The following is a 22,098-nucleotide window of genomic DNA, read 5'->3' on the forward strand; positions in this document are numbered from 1 at the left end:
TAAAAAGACATCAAAGGTTTTTATAACCTATGATGTCTTTTAATATTTCACCTATTCCTCATCCCAAACCGCACTTTTCAGCATTCTATCATTCTCATGACGCTCTATTGCTAGCTCAATCAACTGATCAATCAGCTCCGGATAAGAAATACCGCTCACTTCCCATAGTTTTGGATACATACTGATTCTAGTAAAGCCTGGTAACGTGTTCACTTCATTCACATAAATGTCACCGGAATCTGATAGGAAAAAGTCAACGCGTGCAAGTCCTTCACACTGAAGTGTAGTGAATGCATCTACTGCAACTTGTTGAACTTTTTTCACCATTTCCTCAGACAACTCAGCCGGTATTGCCAATTCCGCGCCTTTTTCATCAATATACTTCGATTCATACGAGTAAAATTCTGTATTTGGCAGAATTTCACCTGGTAAAGATGCAATGGGTTCTTCATTGCCAAGTACTGCACATTCAATTTCACGGCCGACAACACTTTCTTCAATGACTACTTTATGATCATATTGAAATGCAGCCGCAATTCCCTTTTCAAACTCTTCCTTAGTAGAAACCTTGCTGACACCAACTGATGACCCTTGATTTGCCGGTTTAATAAACATTGGCGTTCCCAAATGCGCGACAATATCTTCATAAACAATTTTATCTTTCTTCGCCCTCGTAAACGCAAACCCTTTAGCAACATTTATACCTGATGCCTCTAACAGGCGTTTGGCAATTTCCTTGTCCATACAGATCGAGGAGCCTAATACACTTGGGCCAACAAAAGGGAGATTTGCGAAACGCAGCATCCCCTGCAAACTACCATCCTCTCCTAACGTCCCATGAACAATCGGAAATACCACATCTAGTTGATCAAGACTTACAGCGCTTGTTGCATTAATCAGCTGATTTCCGTTCTCACCTGGAACAATTGCCACATTTTCATTTGATTTATTTAACTGAATTAATTTCGGGTTTTCCGCATTTAATAAATAGGAGGATTGGTCATTCAAATGCCATTTCCCCTGTTTATCAATACCAATTAATACAACATCATATTTATCTTTATCAATTGCTTCCACAATGTTTTTCGCTGACTGTAGGGATACTTCATGTTCTGCGGATTTACCGCCAAAAATAATTCCCACTTTTTTCTTTTTCATTAAGAGAACTCCCTTTTATAAAAAATTCATATGTATTTAAAATAGCATAAAACAGCTTGTTTGCGACAGTCGGAATCAAATTTAAGATAAAATATTTCACTCCTAAAATTTGTACTACTGTGGATTTGTCTTTTAAAAAACAGCCTTTACTTATAAAGGAATGAGAACCATTAGAAGCTGTTTTTGATTTTTTCATTAAATGATAGCAAAATGGGTATAATTGCGGAGTTAACCCGTTTTAATGGAAGGATTGATGATCAAGAACAAGCTATGTATGGGGAAACCTTAAGAGATGATTAGAAATATGTCAGCGCACTACTGGTAATGAGCAGTACGCTTTAGGGTGTTGACAAGTTATCTTTTGAGAATACAACAGAATACGTCCATATTATTAAACTCGTTCAATTCCGTTCAAATCATAATAGACATTTTTTGCCCTAAAGGGGGAAGGATTTGTATACTGTAATTTTAGTTTCTCAAAATCACTTATTCGTTTTGGGAAGTAATAAGGTTTGTCAAACTTTAGTTTATCGTCTCTAAGCCACCCTGGAACTTCTATGCGATGAATTTGTAAATAATAATCTATCAATGGTGATACCTTCGTTAAATACGTCAACTCTGCATCACTACATGAATTTATATCCATTGGTATACGCAGATTCTCCATAAATTCCTTGTCTTTTGATTTTAACAGTTCTAATAGTTGGTTTAAACTCGTGTCCTCATCTGAATACGAAAATAAGGATTGTAAATACTTATTTCCAATCATAGCCTAAGTCCTCTCCTAAATATTTTATAAACGTCATTTGCCTTTCACCGATAAGCGTTAGTGGTATATAATCACTAAAGACATTAAGAAGTTCTTTTTTTGTTGTAATGTTTAAATCTTTACAAAGTATATAGGCATCAAAAAAATCTTTAGAAGGTTCAGGTCTGGCAGCTAATAGTTTCATTGCTAGCAACTGTTCAGCCTTAGGTTTCAGTATTTTTAAGTTTGAGTAAATTTTGTAGGTCTCTTTATTTTCTTTAAGAATGGACTTTAGTGGTTCTTTAATTTCCTCATTTATCCATCCATCAGAAAGATTAAAAGTGAATTTAATAAGGTTTAATATATTTTCTAGCAATTTTGCATTTGCTTCGCTAAATACGCAATCAATATCTTTAGTGGCTGGTCTATTGTCATACACTATTGTCATAATGGAATCGCCATAAATAGTCAGCTCAAGCTGAAGCTGGTTTTCTTTCAGTCGTTCGTTTAGATAATCAAATATGTTTAACAGTTTATCTTTATCCATTAATCCAATATTATTAGATTCCGTCATACTACTCCCCCCTGAATTGCAGAATTTCTGTACATATTAATTATACCATTTCTGGTACGATTTATAATCTGTTCTTATATAGTCACTGCACCATGGTCAGATACTTACCACAAAAAGTAAAAGCTGTTTCTAAAAGATTGTTGTTTTTGAAGTTGTGTCTAATTAATATTTTTTCACAAGCAACAAAAAATGCGAAAACAGACAAAGTAAAAAATGGTTAAGAAAAAACTTCTTGCAAAAATTCATCTTTTCCCCTTGACATCTAAAACCAAATCCCCTATTATTAATCTCAATAATTAAATTCACGAACAGTGATGACGAAGAATAGTACTCTTTCCAAGTACTTTTAGAGAGCTGGTGGTTGGTGTAAACCAGTAGTATTGGTTAGATGAATGGACTTCTGAACTTCCAAACCGAACCATATTTGCAGTAGGCTTTGGCGAACGTCTCATCGTTACAAGAGACAAATATTAAGTAATGATACTTGATATTACCAAAGCGAGCTGTTTTTTAGCTAATAAAGGTGGTACCACGGGTTCCTCGTCCTTTTGGGATTGGGGGACCTTTTTGTGTACCCAAAATACGTAACTGCATATATATAAATCGCTGAGTAAGAAGAGTAAGCTTTACCTGAAGCGTTATAGAGAGCCGGTGGTGGTGTAATTCCGGCACGTGGATAAAAGCTGAATGGCCTTACAAGAGGTTTCTTGAACAAAAGTAGGGAAACACGGAGCTCCGCCGTTATACGGATAGGATATAAGGATAGTCGTATGCACTAGGCATGGCCGTTGCTGTAGAAAAACAATGGTTTACTATCCCGTATCCGAACAAGATGAAAGCCAGCATCAGCCGGTTTTCAACAGAGGTGGTACCGCGGTCACAATCGTCCTCTATAAACACATCCACATGTGTTTATAGAGGACTTTTTTATTTCTAAAACAAAGTCGGAAACACACTAGTCGCTGGGCGCTCGATCCGGACGTGGCCTAACATGAATACAAAACGAAAGGGGTTTTAACAAGTGACAACACTCCCATATAAAGTAATCAAGCAAAATGCCGATACACTAACACCGATCACGATCTTTAGCCGATTAACCGGAAAGAAAAAATTCCTGCTCGAAAGTTCATTCCAGCATGAACAGAAAGGAAAATTTTCATTTATTGGAGCAAATCCATATCAAGAAATTATTGGCGAAGGGAGCACTACAAAGGTTTTGCACCATGATAGTGGCGAGCAGAAAGAATTATCCGAAGAGCCATTACAGTATGTCCAAAAACATTTGCCAAAGATAGAAACAAATCTCCCCTTCCCTTTTTACGGCGGGGCTATTGGGTATATTGGTTATGATGCCATTCGGCAATTCGAGGATATTGGTGAAGCTTTGCCGGATGAGCGGAGCATGCCAGATATTCATCTGATGTTCTACCAAGATGTCATTGTATTTGAGCACCGAACCGAAACCGTTTATTTGATTGCTATAAATCTTGATGGACAGCCAGAAAAAGCACTCGATGAGCGTCTAGGACATTTACAGGATGTACTAAACAATAATCAGAAAATATCTGGTACTGATGAAATTGATCCTGTTTATTTTCGACCGGAAATCACAGAAGCTGCTTTTAAAGAAAAGGTTAGAACCGCCAAGGAGCGGATTCAGCGAGGAGACATTTTTCAAGTTGTGTTATCGCAACGGATGAAAGCCAAATTTTCCGGCAATCCCTTTTCCTTTTACCGAAAGCTAAGAAAGGCAAATGCTTCCCCTTATATGTTTTATATCGATTTTGACGATTATCTCGTATTAGGTGCATCACCAGAAAGTTTAATTCAAACGTCCGGTAATAAAGTTATTACCAATCCAATTGCAGGAACGCGAGCTCGTGGACGGACAGAGGAAGAAGAAGCGATGCTGGAAAAAGAGCTTCTCACAGACGAAAAAGAACTTGCGGAACACCGGATGTTGGTCGATTTAAGCAGAAATGATCTTGGCCGTGTATGCGAGGTTGGCAGTATTACAATTCCAACCTATATGAAGATCGAAAAATACCAGCATGTGATGCACATTGTCTCCGAGGTTCATGGAAAGTTGAAGATGGGGATGTCAAGTTTAGAAGCACTGAGCGCCTGCCTCCCAGCGGGTACTGTGTCCGGGGCACCAAAAATCCGCGCGATGCAAATCATTAATGAATTGGAAGAAACGAAACGTGGTGCCTATGCTGGCGGAATCGGCTATATCAATTTCAATCACGATCTAAACATTGCACTTGCCATTCGTTCGCTTGTCATTAAAGAAGAAATTGCCTACTTGCAGGCTGGTGCTGGAATTGTGTACGACTCAGATCCGGAAAAGGAATTTCAAGAAACATTACACAAAGCAAAGTCATTAATGGAGGTGGCCCAATATGATCTTACTCATTGATAACTATGATTCATTCACGTATAACCTGTATCAATATTTCTCAGAGGAAAACGAACAGGTCAACGTTGTCCGGAATGATGAGATCAATTTAGCAGAAATAGAAGCATTAGATCCGGATGCAATCGTTATTTCGCCTGGTCCCGGATTACCAGATCAGGCAGGTATTTGTATCAAAATGGTCAACACTTTTTATAAAAAAATACCCATTTTAGGTGTTTGTTTAGGCCATCAAGTTATTGCCGCTGCATTAGGGGCAACGATCAAACAGGCGGATACGATCAAGCATGGAAAAACATCAAGGATTACCCATAACGGGTTAGGTTTATTCAGTTACTTATCTCAGCCGCTAGAGGTGATGCGGTACCATTCACAAATCGTTGATCAAGCGTCCCTCCCGATGGAGCTTGAAATTACTGCTACATCATTAGATGACAATGAAATTATGGCAATCAAGCATCGGAGGTATCCAGTATATGGTGTACAATTCCACCCCGAATCAATCGGAACCGATACTGGGAAGAACATTATACAGAACTTTTTAGCAGAGATTAGAGAGGAGACTAGGTATGAGAAATTATCTTGAAAAATTGGCAAATAAACAAGACTTATCGTTGAGCGAGGTGAAAGAAGCAGCTTCCCAATGCTTCACAGACCAAATTTCAGACAGTGAAATTGGAGCGTTTCTCATCGCATTACGCGCAAAGGGTGAAACAGCGGAAGAGATTGCCGGACTCGTTCAGATTATCCGCGAACATTCATTACAAACAACAAACAGCATACCAAACGCGATGGATAACTGTGGAACTGGCGGTGATGGCTCCAATAGTTTCAACATTAGTACTACCGCTGCATTTGTCATTGCTGGTGCCGGTGTTACCGTTGCAAAGCATGGCAACCGCAGTATTTCAAGCAAAACCGGCAGCGCAGACGTTTTGGAACAATTGGGCATTTCACTAGCATTATCAAAGGAACAAGTAGAAGAGATTTTAAGCGAAAATAAAATTGCTTTTCTATTTGCACCAAATGTCCATCCAAAAATTAAACGCTTCATGAAGGTTAGAATGGATTTGCGAATTCCGACGATCTTCAATTTAATCGGGCCACTAACAAATCCTGTTGAACTAAACACACAATTACTCGGGGTGAACCGGCGTGATGTGTTACCAATGATGGCAGAAACGTTAAACAAACTTGGGCGTGAGCGCGCGATTGTTATTAATGGTGCGGGGTACATGGATGAAGCATCACTAGCCGGCGAAAACCACATTGCATTGCTTAATAAAGGAAGCGTGACTTCGTTCACCCTTCACCCTTCAGAAGTGGACTTACCTGTTTACGATAACGACCAAATCCGTGGTGGAGATGCCAAGAAAAACGCCGAAATTTTACGTAACGTTTTAAATGGAGAACCAGGCCCTCATCTTGACACCGTCCTATTAAACGCTGGACTTGGCTTATATGCAAATGGTGCAGCAACAACGATCCAAGAAGGTGTCGCAATGGCCAAAGAAAGCATCATGTCAGGTGCTGCAATGGAGAAATTGCAAAACTTAATTTCTTACAGTAAGAAAATTCATAGTGAGGCGATATAAATGACGATTTTAGATGAAATTTTACAGCAAAAGCGTAAGGAAATAGCACAATTAAAAGCAGTCGGGGGTGAGTTTGCCCATACATCCGAACAAACAACACCTTCCATCAGAAAGACGTTTATGGACTCACAAAATATGAACGTCATTGCCGAGATTAAACGAGCATCACCGTCTAAAGGTGCCATCCATATGGAGGTAGATCCGGTCGAACAGGCGAAGCGATATGCGACATTGGGCGCAGGAGCCATATCTATATTAACCGACGAAACGTTTTTTCATGGATCAATGGATGATTTAAGAGCAGTACGGGCAGCAGTAGACATTCCTTTATTATGCAAGGATTTTGTAATTGATGAAGTCCAGATTGATCAAGCAAAAGCAGCCGGAGCGAATATTATTCTTCTTATCGTTGCCGCGTTGGAAAAGGATCAGCTGCGGAAACTTTACAACTATGCAAAGAATTTAAACCTGGATGTACTCTGTGAGGTGCACAATGAGGAGGAAATGGAGATTGCCGTAGAACTTGATGTCGACATTATTGGGATTAACAATCGTAATCTAAAAACCTTTGAAGTTGACCTGCATGTGACGGAAAAACTTGCGCCAAGGCTCCGAAATTCCGCCACTTTACTAATTGGCGAAAGTGGGGTCAAATCACTTACTGATGTGGAACGATTGAAGAATGCTGGTGTGAAGGGTGTATTAGTTGGCGAAACATTAATGCGTTCTGATAACCTAACCAAAACATTTCAAGACTTGCGGGTTCCGTTTACAAAAGGACAGATCCCACATGCTCGTTAAAATTTGTGGGATTACAACACACGTAGCAGCAAATACAGCAGTTAAGACGGGGGTGGATTTTATTGGTTTTGTATTTGCCCCTAGTAAGCGTCAAATAACGCCTGATAAAGCCTCAGAGCTAGCGGTCACTCTTCCTTCGACAGTTAAAAAGGTTGGTGTTTTCGTAAATGAGTCATTGGAAAAGGTAAAAAGCATTGCTGAACAAGTTGGTCTCGACTTCATCCAATTACACGGAGATGAATCACCGGAATATGCAAAATCGTTAGCTATCCCAATTATAAAAGCTTTCTCCATGAAACCGGAAAATTTTGCGGTGATAGAATCATTCCCATGTGATTACTATTTGCTAGACAGTCCAAAAGGGGCAAATCGTGGTGGAAACGGCACGACATTTGACTGGGAATTGCTCAGGGAAGTAAATCTTGATCCAGAAAAAATTATCCTTGCCGGTGGTCTCCAGCCAGAAAATGTACAGGATGCGATTGCAGCTGCCCGTCCTGCCGGCGTTGACGTTTCGAGCGGTGTAGAAACAAATGGACATAAAGACGTGAACAAAATCAAACAATTTATCACAAACGCAAAACGAAAGGATGAGCAAATTGACAACATATACAATGCCTGATAAACAAGGACGTTACGGGAAATTTGGCGGCAGGTTCGTACCGGAACTACTAATGCCTGCTTTGCTAGAATTAGAGGAAGCATATGAAAAAGCAATGAAGGATCCTGCATTTACCGAGGAACTAGACTATTATTTAAAGCAATATGTTGGACGGGAAACGCCATTATATTATGCCGAAAACATCACTAACCAACTTGGCGGGGCAAAAATCTTCTTAAAACGTGAGGATTTAAACCATACCGGTGCACACAAAATCAACAATACAGTTGGGCAGGCATTACTGACTAAACGAATGGGAAAACGAAAAGTTGTCGCGGAAACAGGTGCTGGACAACATGGTGTCGCAACAGCCACTGTTTGTGCACTGCTTGATTTGGAATGTGTCGTATTTATGGGAGAAGAAGATATCCGCCGGCAAAAGCTAAATGTTTTTCGGATGGAATTATTAGGAGCCAAGGTCGAAAGTGTCTCACAAGGTAGCGGTACATTAAAAGATGCTGTCAATGAAGCACTGCGTTACTGGGTCAGTCATGTGGAAGACACCCACTACATTTTAGGATCCGTTGTCGGTCCACATCCTTTTCCAAAAATCGTCCGCGACCTTCAATCCGTCATTGGATCAGAAACTAGGAAACAAATGCTGGAACAGACTGAAAATCTACCAGATGCTGTTGTTGCATGTGTCGGCGGCGGTAGTAACGCAATGGGGATGTTTTATCCATTTATCGAGGATGAAACTGTAAAATTGTATGGTGTTGAGGCTGGCGGTGCAGGAATTGCCACGAACAAACACGCGGCAACATTAACCGCGGGAGATATTGGTGTACTTCATGGAACGATGACACATTTATTACAGGATACCCACGGGCAAATACAGGAAGCCTTTTCGATTTCAGCAGGCCTTGATTATCCTGGTGTTGGCCCAGAGCACAGCCATCTAAGCGATACATCACGTGTAACCTACACGTCCATTACCGATGATGAAGCGTTAAAGGCATTCCAGTATTTATCCAAAACGGAAGGAATTATTCCAGCATTGGAAAGTGCTCATGCAGTCGCATATGCGATGAAGCTGGCAAAAGAAATGGATGAAACAAAGTCACTTGTCATTTGTCTTTCAGGACGTGGCGATAAAGATGTGGAACAAGTAAAAGCTGCTTTGGAGGGGAATAAAAATGGGTAAACAACGTATTGAGGAAGTTTTTCAGGAAAAATTAGCTGCTAGTCAAAAATTGTTTGTTCCCTATATTATGGCTGGTGATGGAGGGTTAGATTGTTTAGAAGAACGTTTGCTGTATTTGCAGGACTGTGGTGCTTCTGCAGTAGAGCTTGGCATCCCCTTTTCTGATCCAGTAGCAGACGGCCCAACTATTCAAGAAGCAGGTATTCGAGCACTGGATAACGGGACAACGCTCGCCTCTGTTTTCAAGACATTAGAAGGCGTTAGGGATAAGCTTAGCATGCCAATCATATTTATGGCCTATTTAAATCCGATCTACAAATATGGCATCGAAAAGTTTGCTGCGGATTGTGAGCAGGCAGGCGTGGACGGTATTATTATTCCCGATTTACCACTTGAAGAAGAAGCACTCATGACCGGTAATTTACAAGAAAAATCAATCGCATTGATCCGCTTGGCATCTTTAACCAGCCCAGAGGAACGTCTTCATGAAATAGCCAACCGGACAGAAGGCTTCTTATACGCTGTTTCGGTTAAAGGAACGACCGGAGCCCGAGCTACCCATCATACGAATATAAAGGAATACTTGCAAGGGTTAACAGAAATGACTGATGTTCCTGTTTTAGCAGGGTTTGGTGTATCGAACCCAGATCAAGCAAAGGAACTAGGATCTGCTTGTAATGGGGTTATTGTCGGAAGTAAAATTGTGGAGTTATTGCATCATGGGAAGTTGGATGAGATTAAACAGTTGATCCAGGAAAGTATCCATAATACCGGTGTTAGTTCCGGTACACGCTAATTTTTGTCGAATAAAAAAGTGCATCTGCATGCTGAAGCTGACAGCAGCCGATGCACTTTTTTAATGCAAAACCAATCATTTTCCCTGCCTTCTCTTCGCTTCATCATAATCCTCCTGTGAAATCTCCCCTTTTTCCAGTCTTTCTTTCATCAGATCAAGTGAACCACTCGCAGAATTTTTGCCAGCCCGGAAACGATAAATAATAAACAGTAAAATAATCAATATAATAATTGAAAATACTAATCGAGAGGAAAATGAATCGAATGTGAACATAGTTTTATTATCACCTCTAAGTATCTTTTACCTTTTTTGTCTTATCCTAATCATTGTTTAATTTATCCCCAAAAAGGACAAAATAGTAATATATAATGGTTGTAATTGGAGGAATTTGAATTGAAACGATTCATACATATTATCCTCGCATTGTCACTATTCATACTATTAACTGCATGCGGAAGTCAACAAAATGATAGCAATGCCCCTAATGATGATAGTGCCAATTCAGATGCGCAGGACCAAAATAATAATGCAAATAATAATGATGAAAATAAAACAGATATGGCCGAGATGATGGGAGAACTGGATTATGCTGATTTCGAATTGGAAGCTAGCTATAGTAATGATAAGGAGTACGAGGTAGAAATTGAACGGGAATACAATACCGAATTCGCTGATGCAAAAATAGAAGACTCAGTAAATGATGTTTATAAGAAGGGGGAGGAAGCCTTTCATGATCTCTACCCTAAAGTCAAAAAACTTTCCATTACCCAGGATACAAAAAAGGCAGAAATTATTGATCAGATTTTAAAAGCCTTTGACCTACCAAATGATTATACAAAATTCGAAGTTGAAATTACCTTTAAGGATAAGACAAAACTTGAATACGAAGACAGAAAATAATACAAGGCCTTCTATTATGATTAGAGGCCTTTTTGCTCTTCTTCATTCCGTAACTAAAGCGTCATCCATGCTCGATCATTGCTCCAGTCAATTTGAACAGGCAAATCAAAAAGGCGCGATAAATGTTCTTTTGTTAACATCTCCTCTCGTTTTCCCCTACCATAAATCGTTCCCTGCTTTAGCAAGAGTGTATGTGTAAAAATAGGCATGATTTCTTCTATGTGATGGGTTACAAACAGGATCGTTGGTGCATTTTTCTGTATAGCTATTTGGTTAATAGTATTCATTAATTCCTCACGAGAAATAAAATCAAGTCCGTTTGTTGGTTCATCTAATATAAGTAAGTTCGGTGATCCCATCAAACCTCGTGCGATAAGGATCTTTTGCTTCTCCCCCTGAGAACAAGTTTGATAAGTTCTTCCCCGTAAGTGACCGAAGTGAAGTTGTTCCATAATTTGGTAGGATTTTTCAAAATCATCTTCTGTTGGATTTTCATACAACCCGATCGACGCAAATTTTCCGCTGACAACAATATTCTCGACGCGCTCTGTCTCCTTCATTCTTTCTTGAAGGGATGAGCTAACCCAGCCAATTGATTTTCGCAACTCCCGGATATCCGTTTGCCCGAACGACTTCTCTAGTATGCTGACCCTTCCCTTCGTTGGCCAAATATAGCCGTTTATCATGTTCAATAAAGTTGTTTTGCCTGACCCATTTAGTCCAAGAATAGCCCAATGTTCTCCATTTACAACCTCCCAATCGATATCTGATAAGATTTCTTCCCCTTGCCTTTTCCACGAAACTTGCTGCATATCTACTATTTTATTCAATCCTATTCCTCCCCCGCTCTAACAAACGCATCTACCAATCACATTTATTACGAAATTTTCTTATATATTACAGATGGTTAATTACAAAAACAACCTATTTGACCTAATTTTTAGATTCCACTATGCAGCCTCGAACTTCTCGGTCCTATTCATCCTCTTTAACACGCACCATAAGCAGGAAAATTTCCGGAACAGATAAATTTTCCAATTTGCTTTACAATTTACATCTCTCCCTTTACTATAGAATTGTTAAATAAAATAAAAAAATCACTAGGGGAGCTTTTTTTAGCTGAGAAGAACATCTTCGTTCTGACCCTTCGCACCCGATCTAGGTAATACCAGCGTGGGGAAGTGTAGTCGCATGTATCATTCATACAAACGGGCTGCATTCCACTGGGTGCAGCCCATTACTTTTCAGGTTATTAACAGTACCAACATCAACATAAGGAGGCGATTCATGTGCGTGATGAATGGCTATTTATCGATACTGGGATATGTGATGCTGCGGTTAATATGGCACTCGATGAGATGCTGTTGCAATGGCATAGTGAGGGGAAAATACCACCAATTTTGCGTTTCTATCAGTGGTCTACCCCAAGCCTTTCCTTAGGTTATTTTCAGGATGTCGATAAAGCAATTGATTTGCAAGCATTAGACCGTTACCAGATCCCCCTTGTTCGCCGTCTAACAGGAGGAAGCGCTGTTTTACACGATGATGAGCTAACTTACAGCATTATCATTGCAGAGGATAAACCATATATCCCAGCATCAGTCGGAGAGGCTTATTACATACTTTCAAAAGGGATTTTTGCAGGGTATACCAAGTTAGGTATTACAGCAAATTATGCAGAAACAAACAAGGCAGAAAAGAGCCGCTCAGCCGTATGTTTTGAAAAACCTGCGTTGTATGAATTAATGGCTGACGGTAAGAAAATATCGGGAAATGCCCAGACACGCCAAAAAGGGGTACTACTGCAACACGGATCGATACCAAGATCAATCAATAAAACAATGCTTTTTGATTTGTTCCACTTTCCAAGCGAGGAAATCCGGGAAAAGAAAAGAAAGGCTTTTGATCAAAAAGCAACAGCTATTAATCAAGAAACAAATCAACATGTATCTATGGACACCATGAAAGACGCGTTTAAAAGAGGCTTCGAAACAGGAGTAGACATTGAGCTATTTCCATTCGAACTAACCAATGAACAATGGAATGAAGTGTACCAGCTTGCTGAAATAAAATATAGCAGTAACGATTGGAACTTCAAACATAATCTAAGGAGCGTGTACTAAATGGCTAAACAAGAGGAATACATACGGAAACCGGAATGGTTAAAAACGAAAATCAACACAAACCAATCCTACCGGGGACTTAAGAAACTAATGCGTGATAAGAAATTGAATACGGTTTGTGAGGAAGCTCGCTGTCCAAATATCCACGAATGCTGGAGTGAACGAAAAACGGCAACATTTATGATTTTAGGTGATACCTGTACCCGCGGCTGCCGTTTCTGTGCAGTAAAAACCGGATTGCCAAATGAACTAGATTGGGGAGAACCCGCTCGTGTTGCTGAATCCGTAGCGATCATGGGCTTGAAGCACGTTGTCGTCACAGCCGTAGCACGGGATGACCTAAATGACGGCGGTGCAGCCGTATTTGCGGAAACCGTTCGGGCAATCCGTCGGGCAAACCCTGGTTGTACCATTGAAATCTTGCCATCTGATATGAAGGGTGATTACGAAAGCCTGCATACACTAATGGATAGTGAACCAGATATTTTTAATCATAACATTGAAACCGTACGCAGATTAACCAAACGAGTTCGTGCACGGGCAATGTATGATCGTTCATTACAATTGTTACAACGAGTGAAAGAAATTGCTCCGAATACACCAACGAAGTCTAGCATTATGGTTGGACTGGGTGAAGAAAAGGAAGAAATCATCCAAGCAATGGACGATTTGTTAGCACATGATGTGGACATTATGACAATCGGACAATATTTACAGCCTACGAAAAAGCACTTAAATGTAGAACGCTATTATCATCCAGACGAATTTGCCGAGCTAAAGGAAATTGCTCTAGAAAAAGGTTTCCGCCACTGTGAATCAGGACCGCTTGTCCGCTCTTCCTATCACGCTGATGAGCAAGTAACACAAGCATCAGCACAAAGAAGAATTAACTACATGAAGGGTGTTGAGGAACAAGAAGCTAAAGCGGTGGATTTCAAATCTTGGTTTTTTAATCAAAACTAGAACGAAAACGGAAGCCCATACAAGGGGAAAAAATAACCGTGCAGCCATAAAATTATGGTTGCACGGTTAAAACTTTTTAGCATATTAGTTGAAGAAAATGCAAAAATGTATTATCATTTTTCTTGTGATTTTAAATGATCATGATTTTACGCTGGTGTAGCACAGTTGGTAGTGCACTTCACTCGTAATGAAGGGGTCGGGGGTTCAAATCCTCTCACCAGCACTGACGAGGGTTCAAGCCACTTTGTTGTGAAGAGGTCTTGAGCACATTACATTTTCAACCTCCCATGAGCTTAACACATGGGAGGTATTTTTATGTTAATTGAAACTGTTCAAAAGGAATTCATTGCAGACAAACGATTTGAAGGTCTGAAGGAGAATTCAATCATTAGTTATCAGAACTTGTTCAGGCACTGGAATGAATGGTTGAACGCCAAAGAAATCATACACATTGAGGACTTATCACAGCGGATTATCAAACGTTATTTAATCTATTGCACAGACGAACTTCAGAATAAACCAAAGACAGTGAACAGTAAATTGAGATTGCTTCGGGTATTCGCTAAGTGGCTATACTTGGAAAAACTCACTGATTCCATTCTTACCCAAGGTATAAAGACACAGCGAGAAGACCAGTCCCCCAAAATTGTTCGGACAGATGACTTGAGACTGCTGCTCTCCCACTTAAGAAGAAATAAACGAATTGAAAAAACCTTTACAGCTAGAAGGAATTACATCATTGTACTAACACTTATTGGAACTGGATTGAGGGTAGGAGAGCTTACTCAATTAACTTGGAGTGACATTGACTTTCAGGAACACACAATTAGAATACAAGTCTCAAAGAGCCGTAAAGCACAACAAGTTCCATTAAGCGATGCTTTAGCTCGTGAATTGTTGGATTGGCGGCTATTTTTGGCAAACGAGTTTGACTCACTCCCCCGAGCTGCTTTCACTACAGAGAAAGGAAATCCAGTAAGTCGAACAGCTATCCAGAATGTGTTCAAACGCTTGAAGAAAACACTTAATATACAAGGTCATTTATCCCCACATGCTATGAGAAATTATTACCTGAAGACACTTGTTTCAAATGGAGCTAACCTTTTTGAAGTTCAGAACCTTGCCCGACACTCTGATATTGCTGTAACTAGGCAATACATTGGATATATGAACAAGGAATTGAAAGAAACGGTTGACAAATTCTCTCCGTTGAATGATTTAATTTAAGTCGACCTTTTATAAACAATAACCAATTTCGTTATTGTTGTAGCGGTAAATAATTAAGTATAAACCAGCAGCCTAAACCACTAAGGGTTTAGGCTTTTATCATCTTTGTCAAATCAAACTTTTCATCCTATTTTTAATCTTCTAGTAGCTTTATAATTTTGGTCATAAAAAGCTCATTCTCCATAAATAACTTGTATAAATAAAATCCCATTTTAAAATACAATTGTACCATTACACAGGGGCTACTTGTTCCGATATATATATAATCAAGTCATCCTCTTCCAAACTTACCTTTCCAAAAAGAGTAATTAAATTTTTTCGTTTTTGTTCATTGTTAAGATTTGTATTCAAATAGATATTTTCACCAATTACTCTTGGTTGATTATTAAATTCATTTTTATTAAGCGAATGGAACCTTTTAGACATTAGTTCTTCCTGATTTATAGCTTCTAAGAAAGCATTTATATCAAGCTCATAGATTTTTTTTATAACTTTATAATATAAATCTGAAAAATCTTTAACCTCTTGTTTTTCCGTTAGAAATTCAAAAGATGAAGGTCTTAAACTTGTCCAATCGTCATCTAAAGATATAACTGCTTTATTATCATCAATTGATGTAAACAAATCTAATTCGGGATAGTTCCAAGCTTCTTGGGCATACTCAAATAATTTGTTAGCTCTTTTTACAATTTCTTCTTCATTCCATGTATCCAAGTTTTTTAATTCCTTATTTAATCTCGCCACACTGTCTCTAAATCCGCCTGGTGTATCTCTTTTTTTAGTGAAAAATTTATTACTCATATTTTTGTTATATCCCGTTAAAGTCAAGTTTCCTATTGTATGTAAATAAGTATTGTGTATTTCTTTCCAATTAGGTCCAAGTGCGTTTATCCATTCATCACTAAGTTTTGGAGATTGGGGTAAAATATGTTCAATTGTGATGTCTGCGTCAATATGTAACCTTTCTTTGGATTTATTATTTTCTAATTTAAATAAAATATATTTTCTGTTTTTAGGGCTTAAATTATAGATATCTTTTACTATAAATGACCTTTTAAATTCATCGTTATTAGGAAATCGATGATTACCCTTTTTATTGGCAAGTATCTTCTCGAAGGAAGTAACATGGTCCCCTCTATCAATATCTTTAATGAGACTTACAAACACTTTATTTAGCCCTTGTGTTGGGTACCCACATATTACCCTTCTGATTAAATAACTTTCTATTAACCGTAGCAGATATATAAAATCTTCTTTAGTTAATAAGTTGTGTTCATAATCATAGTAGAGTGGAAGGATTAACGGATGAATTATTTTAATGTCAATACTATCAAGGTCTCTTAAACATTCATTTATTTCGTAATCCTTTTCATTACACCTTAAAATCCGTTCGTAGTAACCCGCAAACATTAGTAAATCCTTCATCAAGTTCTCTATGGTTTCTGGCTCACGAGAATAGTATTGATTGAAGTATTTCTTAAAGTCTGTGTAAACGGCTGATTTTTTAGGTATTTTCTTTGTTTTGAAAGTTAAATAATCCCTAATGAAGGCGGAAAGTTCCTTATTACTTTCATCTTCTTTAAGTTTTATTTCAATTGGAAACCAGTACTGATTATAAATTTGTTTTTGAAAAGTTGATTTTAAATCCATCAACAAAAAGTTTCTTATTAAATCTGCCTCAGTCAGCTTTTCTCCTGTTGAGTTTAAACTCTCAAAAATTAGTTGAGGGTTATCATGTTCTCTTTCTAAAGATACTTCTACAATTATAAGCTTAGCTATTCCTTCGTAAAGTTTTTCAATATCAATTTGCCCACTCTTAATAGAGTCGTAAAAATACATATAGTTATCTAAAATACAATGATATTCAATTTCTATCTTTGTTTTATTTATAAGGGAAGAATATATATCTCTGTCTTGCTTTGTTAATTGAAGCTTAATGTATTCTTCTTCTTTCTTATTTGTATTTACTAGGTATTGATTTATTTCGTCAGAAGTAATTGAGGGATAGGGATTTTCATCTAGGTAGTTTTTTAGTGCTAATAACAGTAAAGAAACAGTTGTTAATCTCTGTTGCCCATCGATGATAGTTAGCGGTTTTACCCTTGTTACAGGAACGTTTTGGTCAGAAATATGAACTATAGAACCAATAAAGTGATTTTTACTATCTGTATTACTAGCTTTTAAGATATCGGAATAAAGTTGTCCACAATGGATACGTGTCCATTTATAGGTCCGTTGGTAAACAGGTATTACAAATTGTTGATTTTGTATTCTTAGTAAATGTAGGATACTAGTTTGAGAGGCTTGCAAGATTGAATACACTCCTTATTGGTAAAAATATATTGTTTTAATTATATAGTATATTTAAAGCATGATAAAGGACTAAAAGACTATAACGATGTTAAAAGAAATCACCTCAAAATAATATAGCGTCAAAAAGACCGAGGTATTTAATCACTTGTAAATTTTCATAACGTGTGAGTCAACCAACTATAGGAATAGCCTATTTCCAAGCCTAGTGAAAATGTGGTAAATCACCCCCAACACATACACTCAACATAAAGAGAGACCCACTAAATAGTCTCTTGTAATTGCTTAGCATTTAATTCATTTTTTCTGTTAATCAATGTTCGCTTCTTTATTCCCGTTATTTCTTCGACTTCTTTGTATGTATGTTTCTTAAGAAGTTCTAGAGCATGCAGTATTTGAGCTTTAGAGTGTTTTCTAGGTCTTCCTTCTCTAAAGTCATCCCGCTGCTTTGCAAGAGCTTTACCTTCTTGAGTCCGTTCAACAATCATATCTCGTTCAAACTCTGCAAATGAACTTAGTATGTTGAAAATGAGTCTGCCTGTTGGGGTGTTTTCTACTAGTCCCATATTAAGGATATGAACCTTCACCCCTCTTGCAAATAAAGCCTTAACTGTTTGAATACCTTCTACCGCTGACCTTGCAAACCTATCCAACTTTGTTACAACTAATGTATCACCTTCTTGTAATACCTCAAGCACCTTGTTGAACTCAGGTCTATCTGTTTTAGTACCTGTGAACTTCTCCTTATATATAACCTCGCAACCTTCCGCTTGTAACGCTTGAATTTGAACCTCTAAATCTTGTGCTATTGTTGAAACCCTTGCATAACCATATTTCATTGTTTTATCCTCACTTTTCATTGTTCATTTATCGCACTATGTATTTGCACCTTATGAAACCAATTATAGCAAGGTCATTAAAATAGTGCAATAACTTTCAAGTATTTGCACTATCAAAGTAATCTTTAACAATTTTATTTGGATTGCATTGATGTATTATTTCGGGTACAGCCCCCATTGATTATGTCTATCGAACAACACCAGTTTATTACTATACTACCCAAATCAAACCTATAATTTGAGTCGTACCGGAAATTTATAAAATGCTCATTTGTTCTAGAAGGGGAGGGAAAAATCGCTTGGAAGCAAAAAGGCTTGTGTTGACTTTCTTTACTCTTGGTGGGTTTGTTTTGAGGTACTTTCAGATAAGTGTGATTTTACAATGATAAGAACTTTCAAACATAGAAAGGCGATTTCCAGTTTCTCAAAGGAATCGCCTTTTTATTTACTTTATTAAAGCACCTATAGTTTAAGTACAGTTGTTCACAACCCCTTAAGTGACCTTATATTAATTATACTGTTCTACTAAAGAAAGAATTGCAATTAGATATTCATTTATTTTTTTAAACTCTTTTTGTTCCCTTTAGTTTCGGAAATATTATAATATGGCTTGTTTGCATGCCGATGAACCAAAGTTAATATATTGTAAATTTGGAGACTAAGACTCTGCTTACAATTTGTAGATTATTTTAATATAGATTACTGATTAACAAATATGAACGCTTACTATTGTGAATTTAAGGCAAGCTCAACTTTTACATAGATTCCTAAAACACTTTTATAATTAACGGGTACTCCACTCAAAGTGTATGAAATGAGTCAGAACATGCCTATTATCGACATTACTATCGAAGTCAATAGGGTTTTTATTGTGCTTTTCGCTACTTTACCATCCAAATTCATGTTCATTATGTGAGTCGTATCGGATATATTACAAGAAAAGATGTGGAGCTACATGCACTTATATCAAGCGACTTCACAGAATTTTGTCGTGACGAAAAATATTTAGCGATCGGAAATTACATACTCATAATATTAATCTTATGTTAAAATGGTAACGATTGGAAATGGGGAAATTACTTTTTGGGGGAAGAAGAGTATGAATGACACAAGTTTAAAAGTAGTGTGGCGTATAGGTAAGCAGATTGGAGACCCAAGTGGTTTCGGAAAGGTATTCGAGGCGAAAAAGGAAGTTAATGGTGAAACACAAAAAGGTGAATATGTTATAAAAAAATTAGTAAAATCTGACGAAGATTCAATTGCACGTTTTAAGAGAGAGGTTAGGTATTTAACGAAACTTGACCATCCGAGAATTGTAAAAGCTGAGGGCTACGGTTTAAGCACTAACCCATATTTTTATGCGATGCTTAAGTACGAAACAAGTCTACAAAGCATAATCCCGGAACTATCGGAGGATTATGAACGGATTCAAATAATATTTAATAGGATATTTGAAGGTCTAGAGTATTTACACAATGAAGGATATTATCATAGAGACTTAAAACCTGCAAATGTACTATATAACTCCGATAGCGACTTAGTTTTATGTGATTTAGGACTATGTATTAATTTCGCTTCAGATGATTCCACTAGACTAACTGTAACAAATGTGGGTATTGGAACACGATTCTATTGTTCTCCTGAGCAAGAAGCGGATTTAAAACACGTAGACCAACGAACGGATATATATAGCGTGGGAAAAATGATATATGAAGCTTTTACTGGAGAGCGTCCATCCATCCTAGATTTTAATCAGCTACCTGCTGCTATGCAATATGTGGTAAAAAAGAGTACAAAAGAAGATAGGAATGAAAGATTTGAAGCCGTTGATGAATTACGCCAACATTTTAATACAGCAATGGAATTGTTAATTGATGCAACCTCCAAAGACGATTTACTTTCTGTAATTAACCAAGTTAATTCTGTAGCTGATTTTACATTACTAGGGAATGATTCCCTAATTGATAAATTGGCTCATTTACTTGATGGGATTGGTGATGAGGTAGAGTTACAGGAAATGATAATGAAAATATCTGGAACTGTTTTTAGGCCGCTGGAGGATAAATTCCCGGACCTTTTCAAACAACTAATGAATGAATTTATCCAAACCATTAATAGTCAGGGTTGGCCATTTAGTTACACTGATACACTTGCAAACAAATTTGAGGAAATTTATTCAAATATACGGGATATAGATATCAAGGGTGAAATTTTAAAAGGAATGCTATCCCTTGGTACGGGCCACAATAGATGGTATGTTATGCATAAGTTTATAAAATTATTGGAGGAAATAGACGACGAAGCTGAAATGCATTCTATATATCATATTTTAAGTTCTGAGGATTATGACTTAAAAAGGATTAACAGTACAATAAATATTGATAAAAATGATTTAAACCCTATTATAAGAAGGTTATTTGAGTTTTAAAACATGGTCCTACAGGGAAAGGTTTATAAAAACAATTATACACCTTTTCCTTTTTATAACTTACTTCAACATCCAACAAATGGTTATTCTCCCAGTATTAATTTTAACTTAACCATAATATTTTTGTAAAACGGGTCTGCTATTGTTAGTTTAATTGTCGCGAGATAAAATAAATTATAAGAGTAGTTATAAGCAGTAATAAAAGACGGGTTTTATTAAAAGACAAGGCTATAAATGTAACTATGCTCTAGATACAAATCAATCTCCCTACTGCTAAATAAAAAGGGATAACCCCTCTCAAAGTCATCCCGTACAACTCTAATTACAATACCACACCTAGAAGGTCATAAACATCTTTAGAGATATCATCTCCTGTTTTTACCTTCCCGCTAAGATTCCGTTTCATATCGGCAGTATAATCAAAAAACGGAGCAACAGGTTCATTCATAAATCTTTCTTGTCTATCTTTCTCAGTCTGTATTTGATGTCCCGCATCTCTTAGATTTTTCTCATTCAACCGACTTAAAATTAAACCTGTCGTACCGTTTGGTAGAGTGTCGATATCTACCCCTTCCATTGCATTATGAATCGCTTTTACAACCGTTTCCGCTCCATGCTCCTTGGTTAAATGGTTTAGCTTTTTAGCCGAGTTATTATTATGTTCACCTTTATAATGAGTAAACCATTTTTCGATATCTGCATCAGTAATAAATATCGTTTGCTTTAATTCTTTAGGTGTTCCTTTTGTAGCTGCCGATTTCGGTTTATCAATCGTAACAGCCCCAGCCACATCAGTAGAGAAATATATCTTTAACACCTCGTTATTTAGATAATAGCGGTTTACATTTCTCTCTTTACTTCCTTCTTTGTACGACCTTTGAACCGCCATTAATCCTTTTTGTTCTAATACTTGAATATGACTTTTAACACTTCTTTTTGATATTCCTGTAATGTTAGCAATGCTTAAGATAGGAGGGAAAGCGTATATTCGACCTTTTTCATCTTTTGTTTGAGACTGAATACTCATATTCCTAAATGACACCAACGCACCGTATACTAGCGCTTCTCCTAACTTCAATTCATAATCTTTCATTAAACTTACGTTAAACTTGATAAATCCTGTTTTTGGATTTTCCATCATTATGCCTTCTTTCTCTGTCTATTGAAGTCATAATGATTGCCTTCCTTAAAGCCTTAATCCCCTGTTTGCAAAAGAGAGATAGAAGAGAAATAGAATAGAGCTAAGCGACTAGGAGCGCAAGCGACCCTGATTATTTATTCTCTTATTTAATCCTCTAATGATTCCTCTTATATTGTGCAAGTTTCGCACTACCCTTTTTCATTTTTTGCACTACCCCTCGTGCAACCATTTCACTAAGGTAGTGTAAGTTTTGCACTATCTCACTATATCATAC

At 37.5% G+C, this 22,098-nt stretch carries 20 protein-coding genes, 1 tRNA gene, 1 riboswitch and 2 other annotated features; of the genes, 13 read left to right on the forward strand and 8 right to left on the reverse strand.

Features of this window, described 5'->3' with window-relative positions; all coding sequences use genetic code 11:
- Positions 1-51 precede the first annotated feature (51 nt).
- From ddlA to ACW2QC_RS16495, 3 genes are all read right to left on the reverse strand, one after another.
- Positions 52-1,158 (reverse strand): D-alanine--D-alanine ligase, encoded by a 1,107-nt coding sequence (gene ddlA / locus ACW2QC_RS16485; RefSeq protein ID WP_457545040.1) that lies wholly within the window; start codon positions 1,156-1,158, stop codon positions 52-54.
- 391 nt (positions 1,159-1,549) lie between these two features.
- On the reverse strand, positions 1,550-1,927 hold the full coding sequence (locus ACW2QC_RS16490) for a hypothetical protein (protein ID WP_457545041.1): 378 nt from the start codon (positions 1,925-1,927) through the stop codon (positions 1,550-1,552).
- Entirely contained in the window at positions 1,914-2,480 is a 567-nt protein-coding gene (locus ACW2QC_RS16495) for a DUF6036 family nucleotidyltransferase (RefSeq protein ID WP_457545042.1), read from the reverse strand. The genes ACW2QC_RS16490 and ACW2QC_RS16495 overlap by 14 nt, the downstream gene beginning before the upstream one ends.
- A 305-nt stretch (positions 2,481-2,785) precedes the next feature.
- Positions 2,786-3,031 (forward strand) — a binding site (T-box leader).
- 46 nt (positions 3,032-3,077) lie between these two features.
- Positions 3,078-3,374, forward strand: a binding site (T-box leader).
- Between the two features lie 127 nt (positions 3,375-3,501).
- Here ACW2QC_RS16495 and trpE point away from each other — a divergent pair.
- From trpE to trpA, 7 genes are read left to right on the forward strand one after another with little or no spacing between them, the layout of a single operon-like run.
- Positions 3,502-4,899 carry an anthranilate synthase component I gene (gene trpE, locus ACW2QC_RS16500; RefSeq protein WP_457545043.1) on the forward strand — a complete coding sequence of 466 codons (1,398 nt, stop codon included), beginning with the start codon at positions 3,502-3,504 and terminating at the stop codon, positions 4,897-4,899.
- Complete coding sequence (locus ACW2QC_RS16505; RefSeq protein WP_457545044.1) at positions 4,883-5,482, forward strand: anthranilate synthase component II; 600 nt, start codon at positions 4,883-4,885, stop codon at positions 5,480-5,482. The genes trpE and ACW2QC_RS16505 overlap by 17 nt, the downstream gene beginning before the upstream one ends.
- Positions 5,466-6,491, forward strand: a complete 1,026-nt coding sequence (gene trpD / locus ACW2QC_RS16510; RefSeq protein ID WP_457545045.1) for an anthranilate phosphoribosyltransferase — start codon at positions 5,466-5,468, stop codon at positions 6,489-6,491. The genes ACW2QC_RS16505 and trpD overlap by 17 nt, the downstream gene beginning before the upstream one ends.
- Positions 6,492-7,292, forward strand: coding sequence for an indole-3-glycerol phosphate synthase TrpC (trpC, locus tag ACW2QC_RS16515; RefSeq protein ID WP_457545046.1), 801 nt, complete (start codon positions 6,492-6,494; stop codon positions 7,290-7,292).
- Positions 7,282-7,914, forward strand: coding sequence for a phosphoribosylanthranilate isomerase (locus tag ACW2QC_RS16520; RefSeq protein WP_457545047.1), 633 nt, complete (start codon positions 7,282-7,284; stop codon positions 7,912-7,914). Before trpC ends, ACW2QC_RS16520 begins: the two co-directional genes overlap by 11 nt.
- A complete protein-coding gene (gene trpB, locus ACW2QC_RS16525; protein WP_457545048.1) occupies positions 7,892-9,097 on the forward strand; it encodes a tryptophan synthase subunit beta in 1,206 nt (401 codons plus the stop codon). Before ACW2QC_RS16520 ends, trpB begins: the two co-directional genes overlap by 23 nt.
- Positions 9,090-9,893 (forward strand): tryptophan synthase subunit alpha, encoded by an 804-nt coding sequence (gene trpA, locus ACW2QC_RS16530; protein WP_457545049.1) that lies wholly within the window; start codon positions 9,090-9,092, stop codon positions 9,891-9,893. The genes trpB and trpA overlap by 8 nt, the downstream gene beginning before the upstream one ends.
- 75 nt (positions 9,894-9,968) lie before the next feature.
- On the opposite strand, the gene ACW2QC_RS16535 is transcribed toward trpA, so the two are convergent.
- On the reverse strand, positions 9,969-10,166 hold the full coding sequence (locus ACW2QC_RS16535) for an SHOCT domain-containing protein (protein WP_457545050.1): 198 nt from the start codon (positions 10,164-10,166) through the stop codon (positions 9,969-9,971).
- Between the two features lie 120 nt (positions 10,167-10,286).
- Between ACW2QC_RS16535 and ACW2QC_RS16540 the strand changes: the two genes are divergently transcribed.
- A complete protein-coding gene (locus tag ACW2QC_RS16540; protein WP_457545051.1) occupies positions 10,287-10,793 on the forward strand; it encodes a YusW family protein in 507 nt (168 codons plus the stop codon).
- Between the two features lie 53 nt (positions 10,794-10,846).
- On the opposite strand, the gene ACW2QC_RS16545 is transcribed toward ACW2QC_RS16540, so the two are convergent.
- Positions 10,847-11,623, reverse strand: coding sequence for an ABC transporter ATP-binding protein (locus ACW2QC_RS16545; protein WP_457545052.1), 777 nt, complete (start codon positions 11,621-11,623; stop codon positions 10,847-10,849).
- A 262-nt stretch (positions 11,624-11,885) separates the two neighbouring features.
- A riboswitch (TPP riboswitch) is annotated at positions 11,886-11,990 on the forward strand.
- 92 nt (positions 11,991-12,082) lie between these two features.
- Between ACW2QC_RS16545 and ACW2QC_RS16550 the strand changes: the two genes are divergently transcribed.
- The 4 genes from ACW2QC_RS16550 (at position 12,083) to ACW2QC_RS16565 (ending at position 15,106) form a co-directional block, all read left to right on the forward strand.
- The gene (locus tag ACW2QC_RS16550; RefSeq protein WP_457545053.1) at positions 12,083-12,916 is read left to right on the forward strand and encodes a lipoate--protein ligase family protein; all 834 of its coding nucleotides are present in this window, start codon (positions 12,083-12,085) and stop codon (positions 12,914-12,916) included.
- The gene (gene lipA / locus ACW2QC_RS16555; RefSeq protein WP_457545054.1) at positions 12,917-13,879 is read left to right on the forward strand and encodes a lipoyl synthase; all 963 of its coding nucleotides are present in this window, start codon (positions 12,917-12,919) and stop codon (positions 13,877-13,879) included.
- Between the two features lie 150 nt (positions 13,880-14,029).
- A tRNA-Thr gene (locus ACW2QC_RS16560) sits at positions 14,030-14,102 on the forward strand.
- Between the two features lie 92 nt (positions 14,103-14,194).
- Complete coding sequence (locus tag ACW2QC_RS16565) at positions 14,195-15,106, forward strand: tyrosine-type recombinase/integrase (protein WP_457545055.1); 912 nt, start codon at positions 14,195-14,197, stop codon at positions 15,104-15,106.
- Between the two features lie 231 nt (positions 15,107-15,337).
- Here ACW2QC_RS16565 and ACW2QC_RS16570 read toward each other — a convergent pair whose 3' ends face one another.
- The gene (locus tag ACW2QC_RS16570; RefSeq protein ID WP_457545056.1) at positions 15,338-17,416 is read right to left on the reverse strand and encodes a DUF262 domain-containing protein; all 2,079 of its coding nucleotides are present in this window, start codon (positions 17,414-17,416) and stop codon (positions 15,338-15,340) included.
- A gap of 263 nt (positions 17,417-17,679) precedes the next feature.
- A complete protein-coding gene (locus tag ACW2QC_RS16575; RefSeq protein ID WP_457545057.1) occupies positions 17,680-18,255 on the reverse strand; it encodes a recombinase family protein in 576 nt (191 codons plus the stop codon).
- Between the two features lie 1,099 nt (positions 18,256-19,354).
- Between ACW2QC_RS16575 and ACW2QC_RS16580 the strand changes: the two genes are divergently transcribed.
- Complete coding sequence (locus ACW2QC_RS16580) at positions 19,355-20,683, forward strand: serine/threonine-protein kinase (protein WP_457545058.1); 1,329 nt, start codon at positions 19,355-19,357, stop codon at positions 20,681-20,683.
- Between the two features lie 322 nt (positions 20,684-21,005).
- On the opposite strand, the gene ACW2QC_RS16585 is transcribed toward ACW2QC_RS16580, so the two are convergent.
- On the reverse strand, positions 21,006-21,824 hold the full coding sequence (locus ACW2QC_RS16585) for a helix-turn-helix domain-containing protein (protein ID WP_457545059.1): 819 nt from the start codon (positions 21,822-21,824) through the stop codon (positions 21,006-21,008).
- Positions 21,825-22,098: the final 274 nt, after the last annotated feature.

The sequence above is a fragment of the Virgibacillus sp. FSP13 genome, from assembly GCF_054048505.1.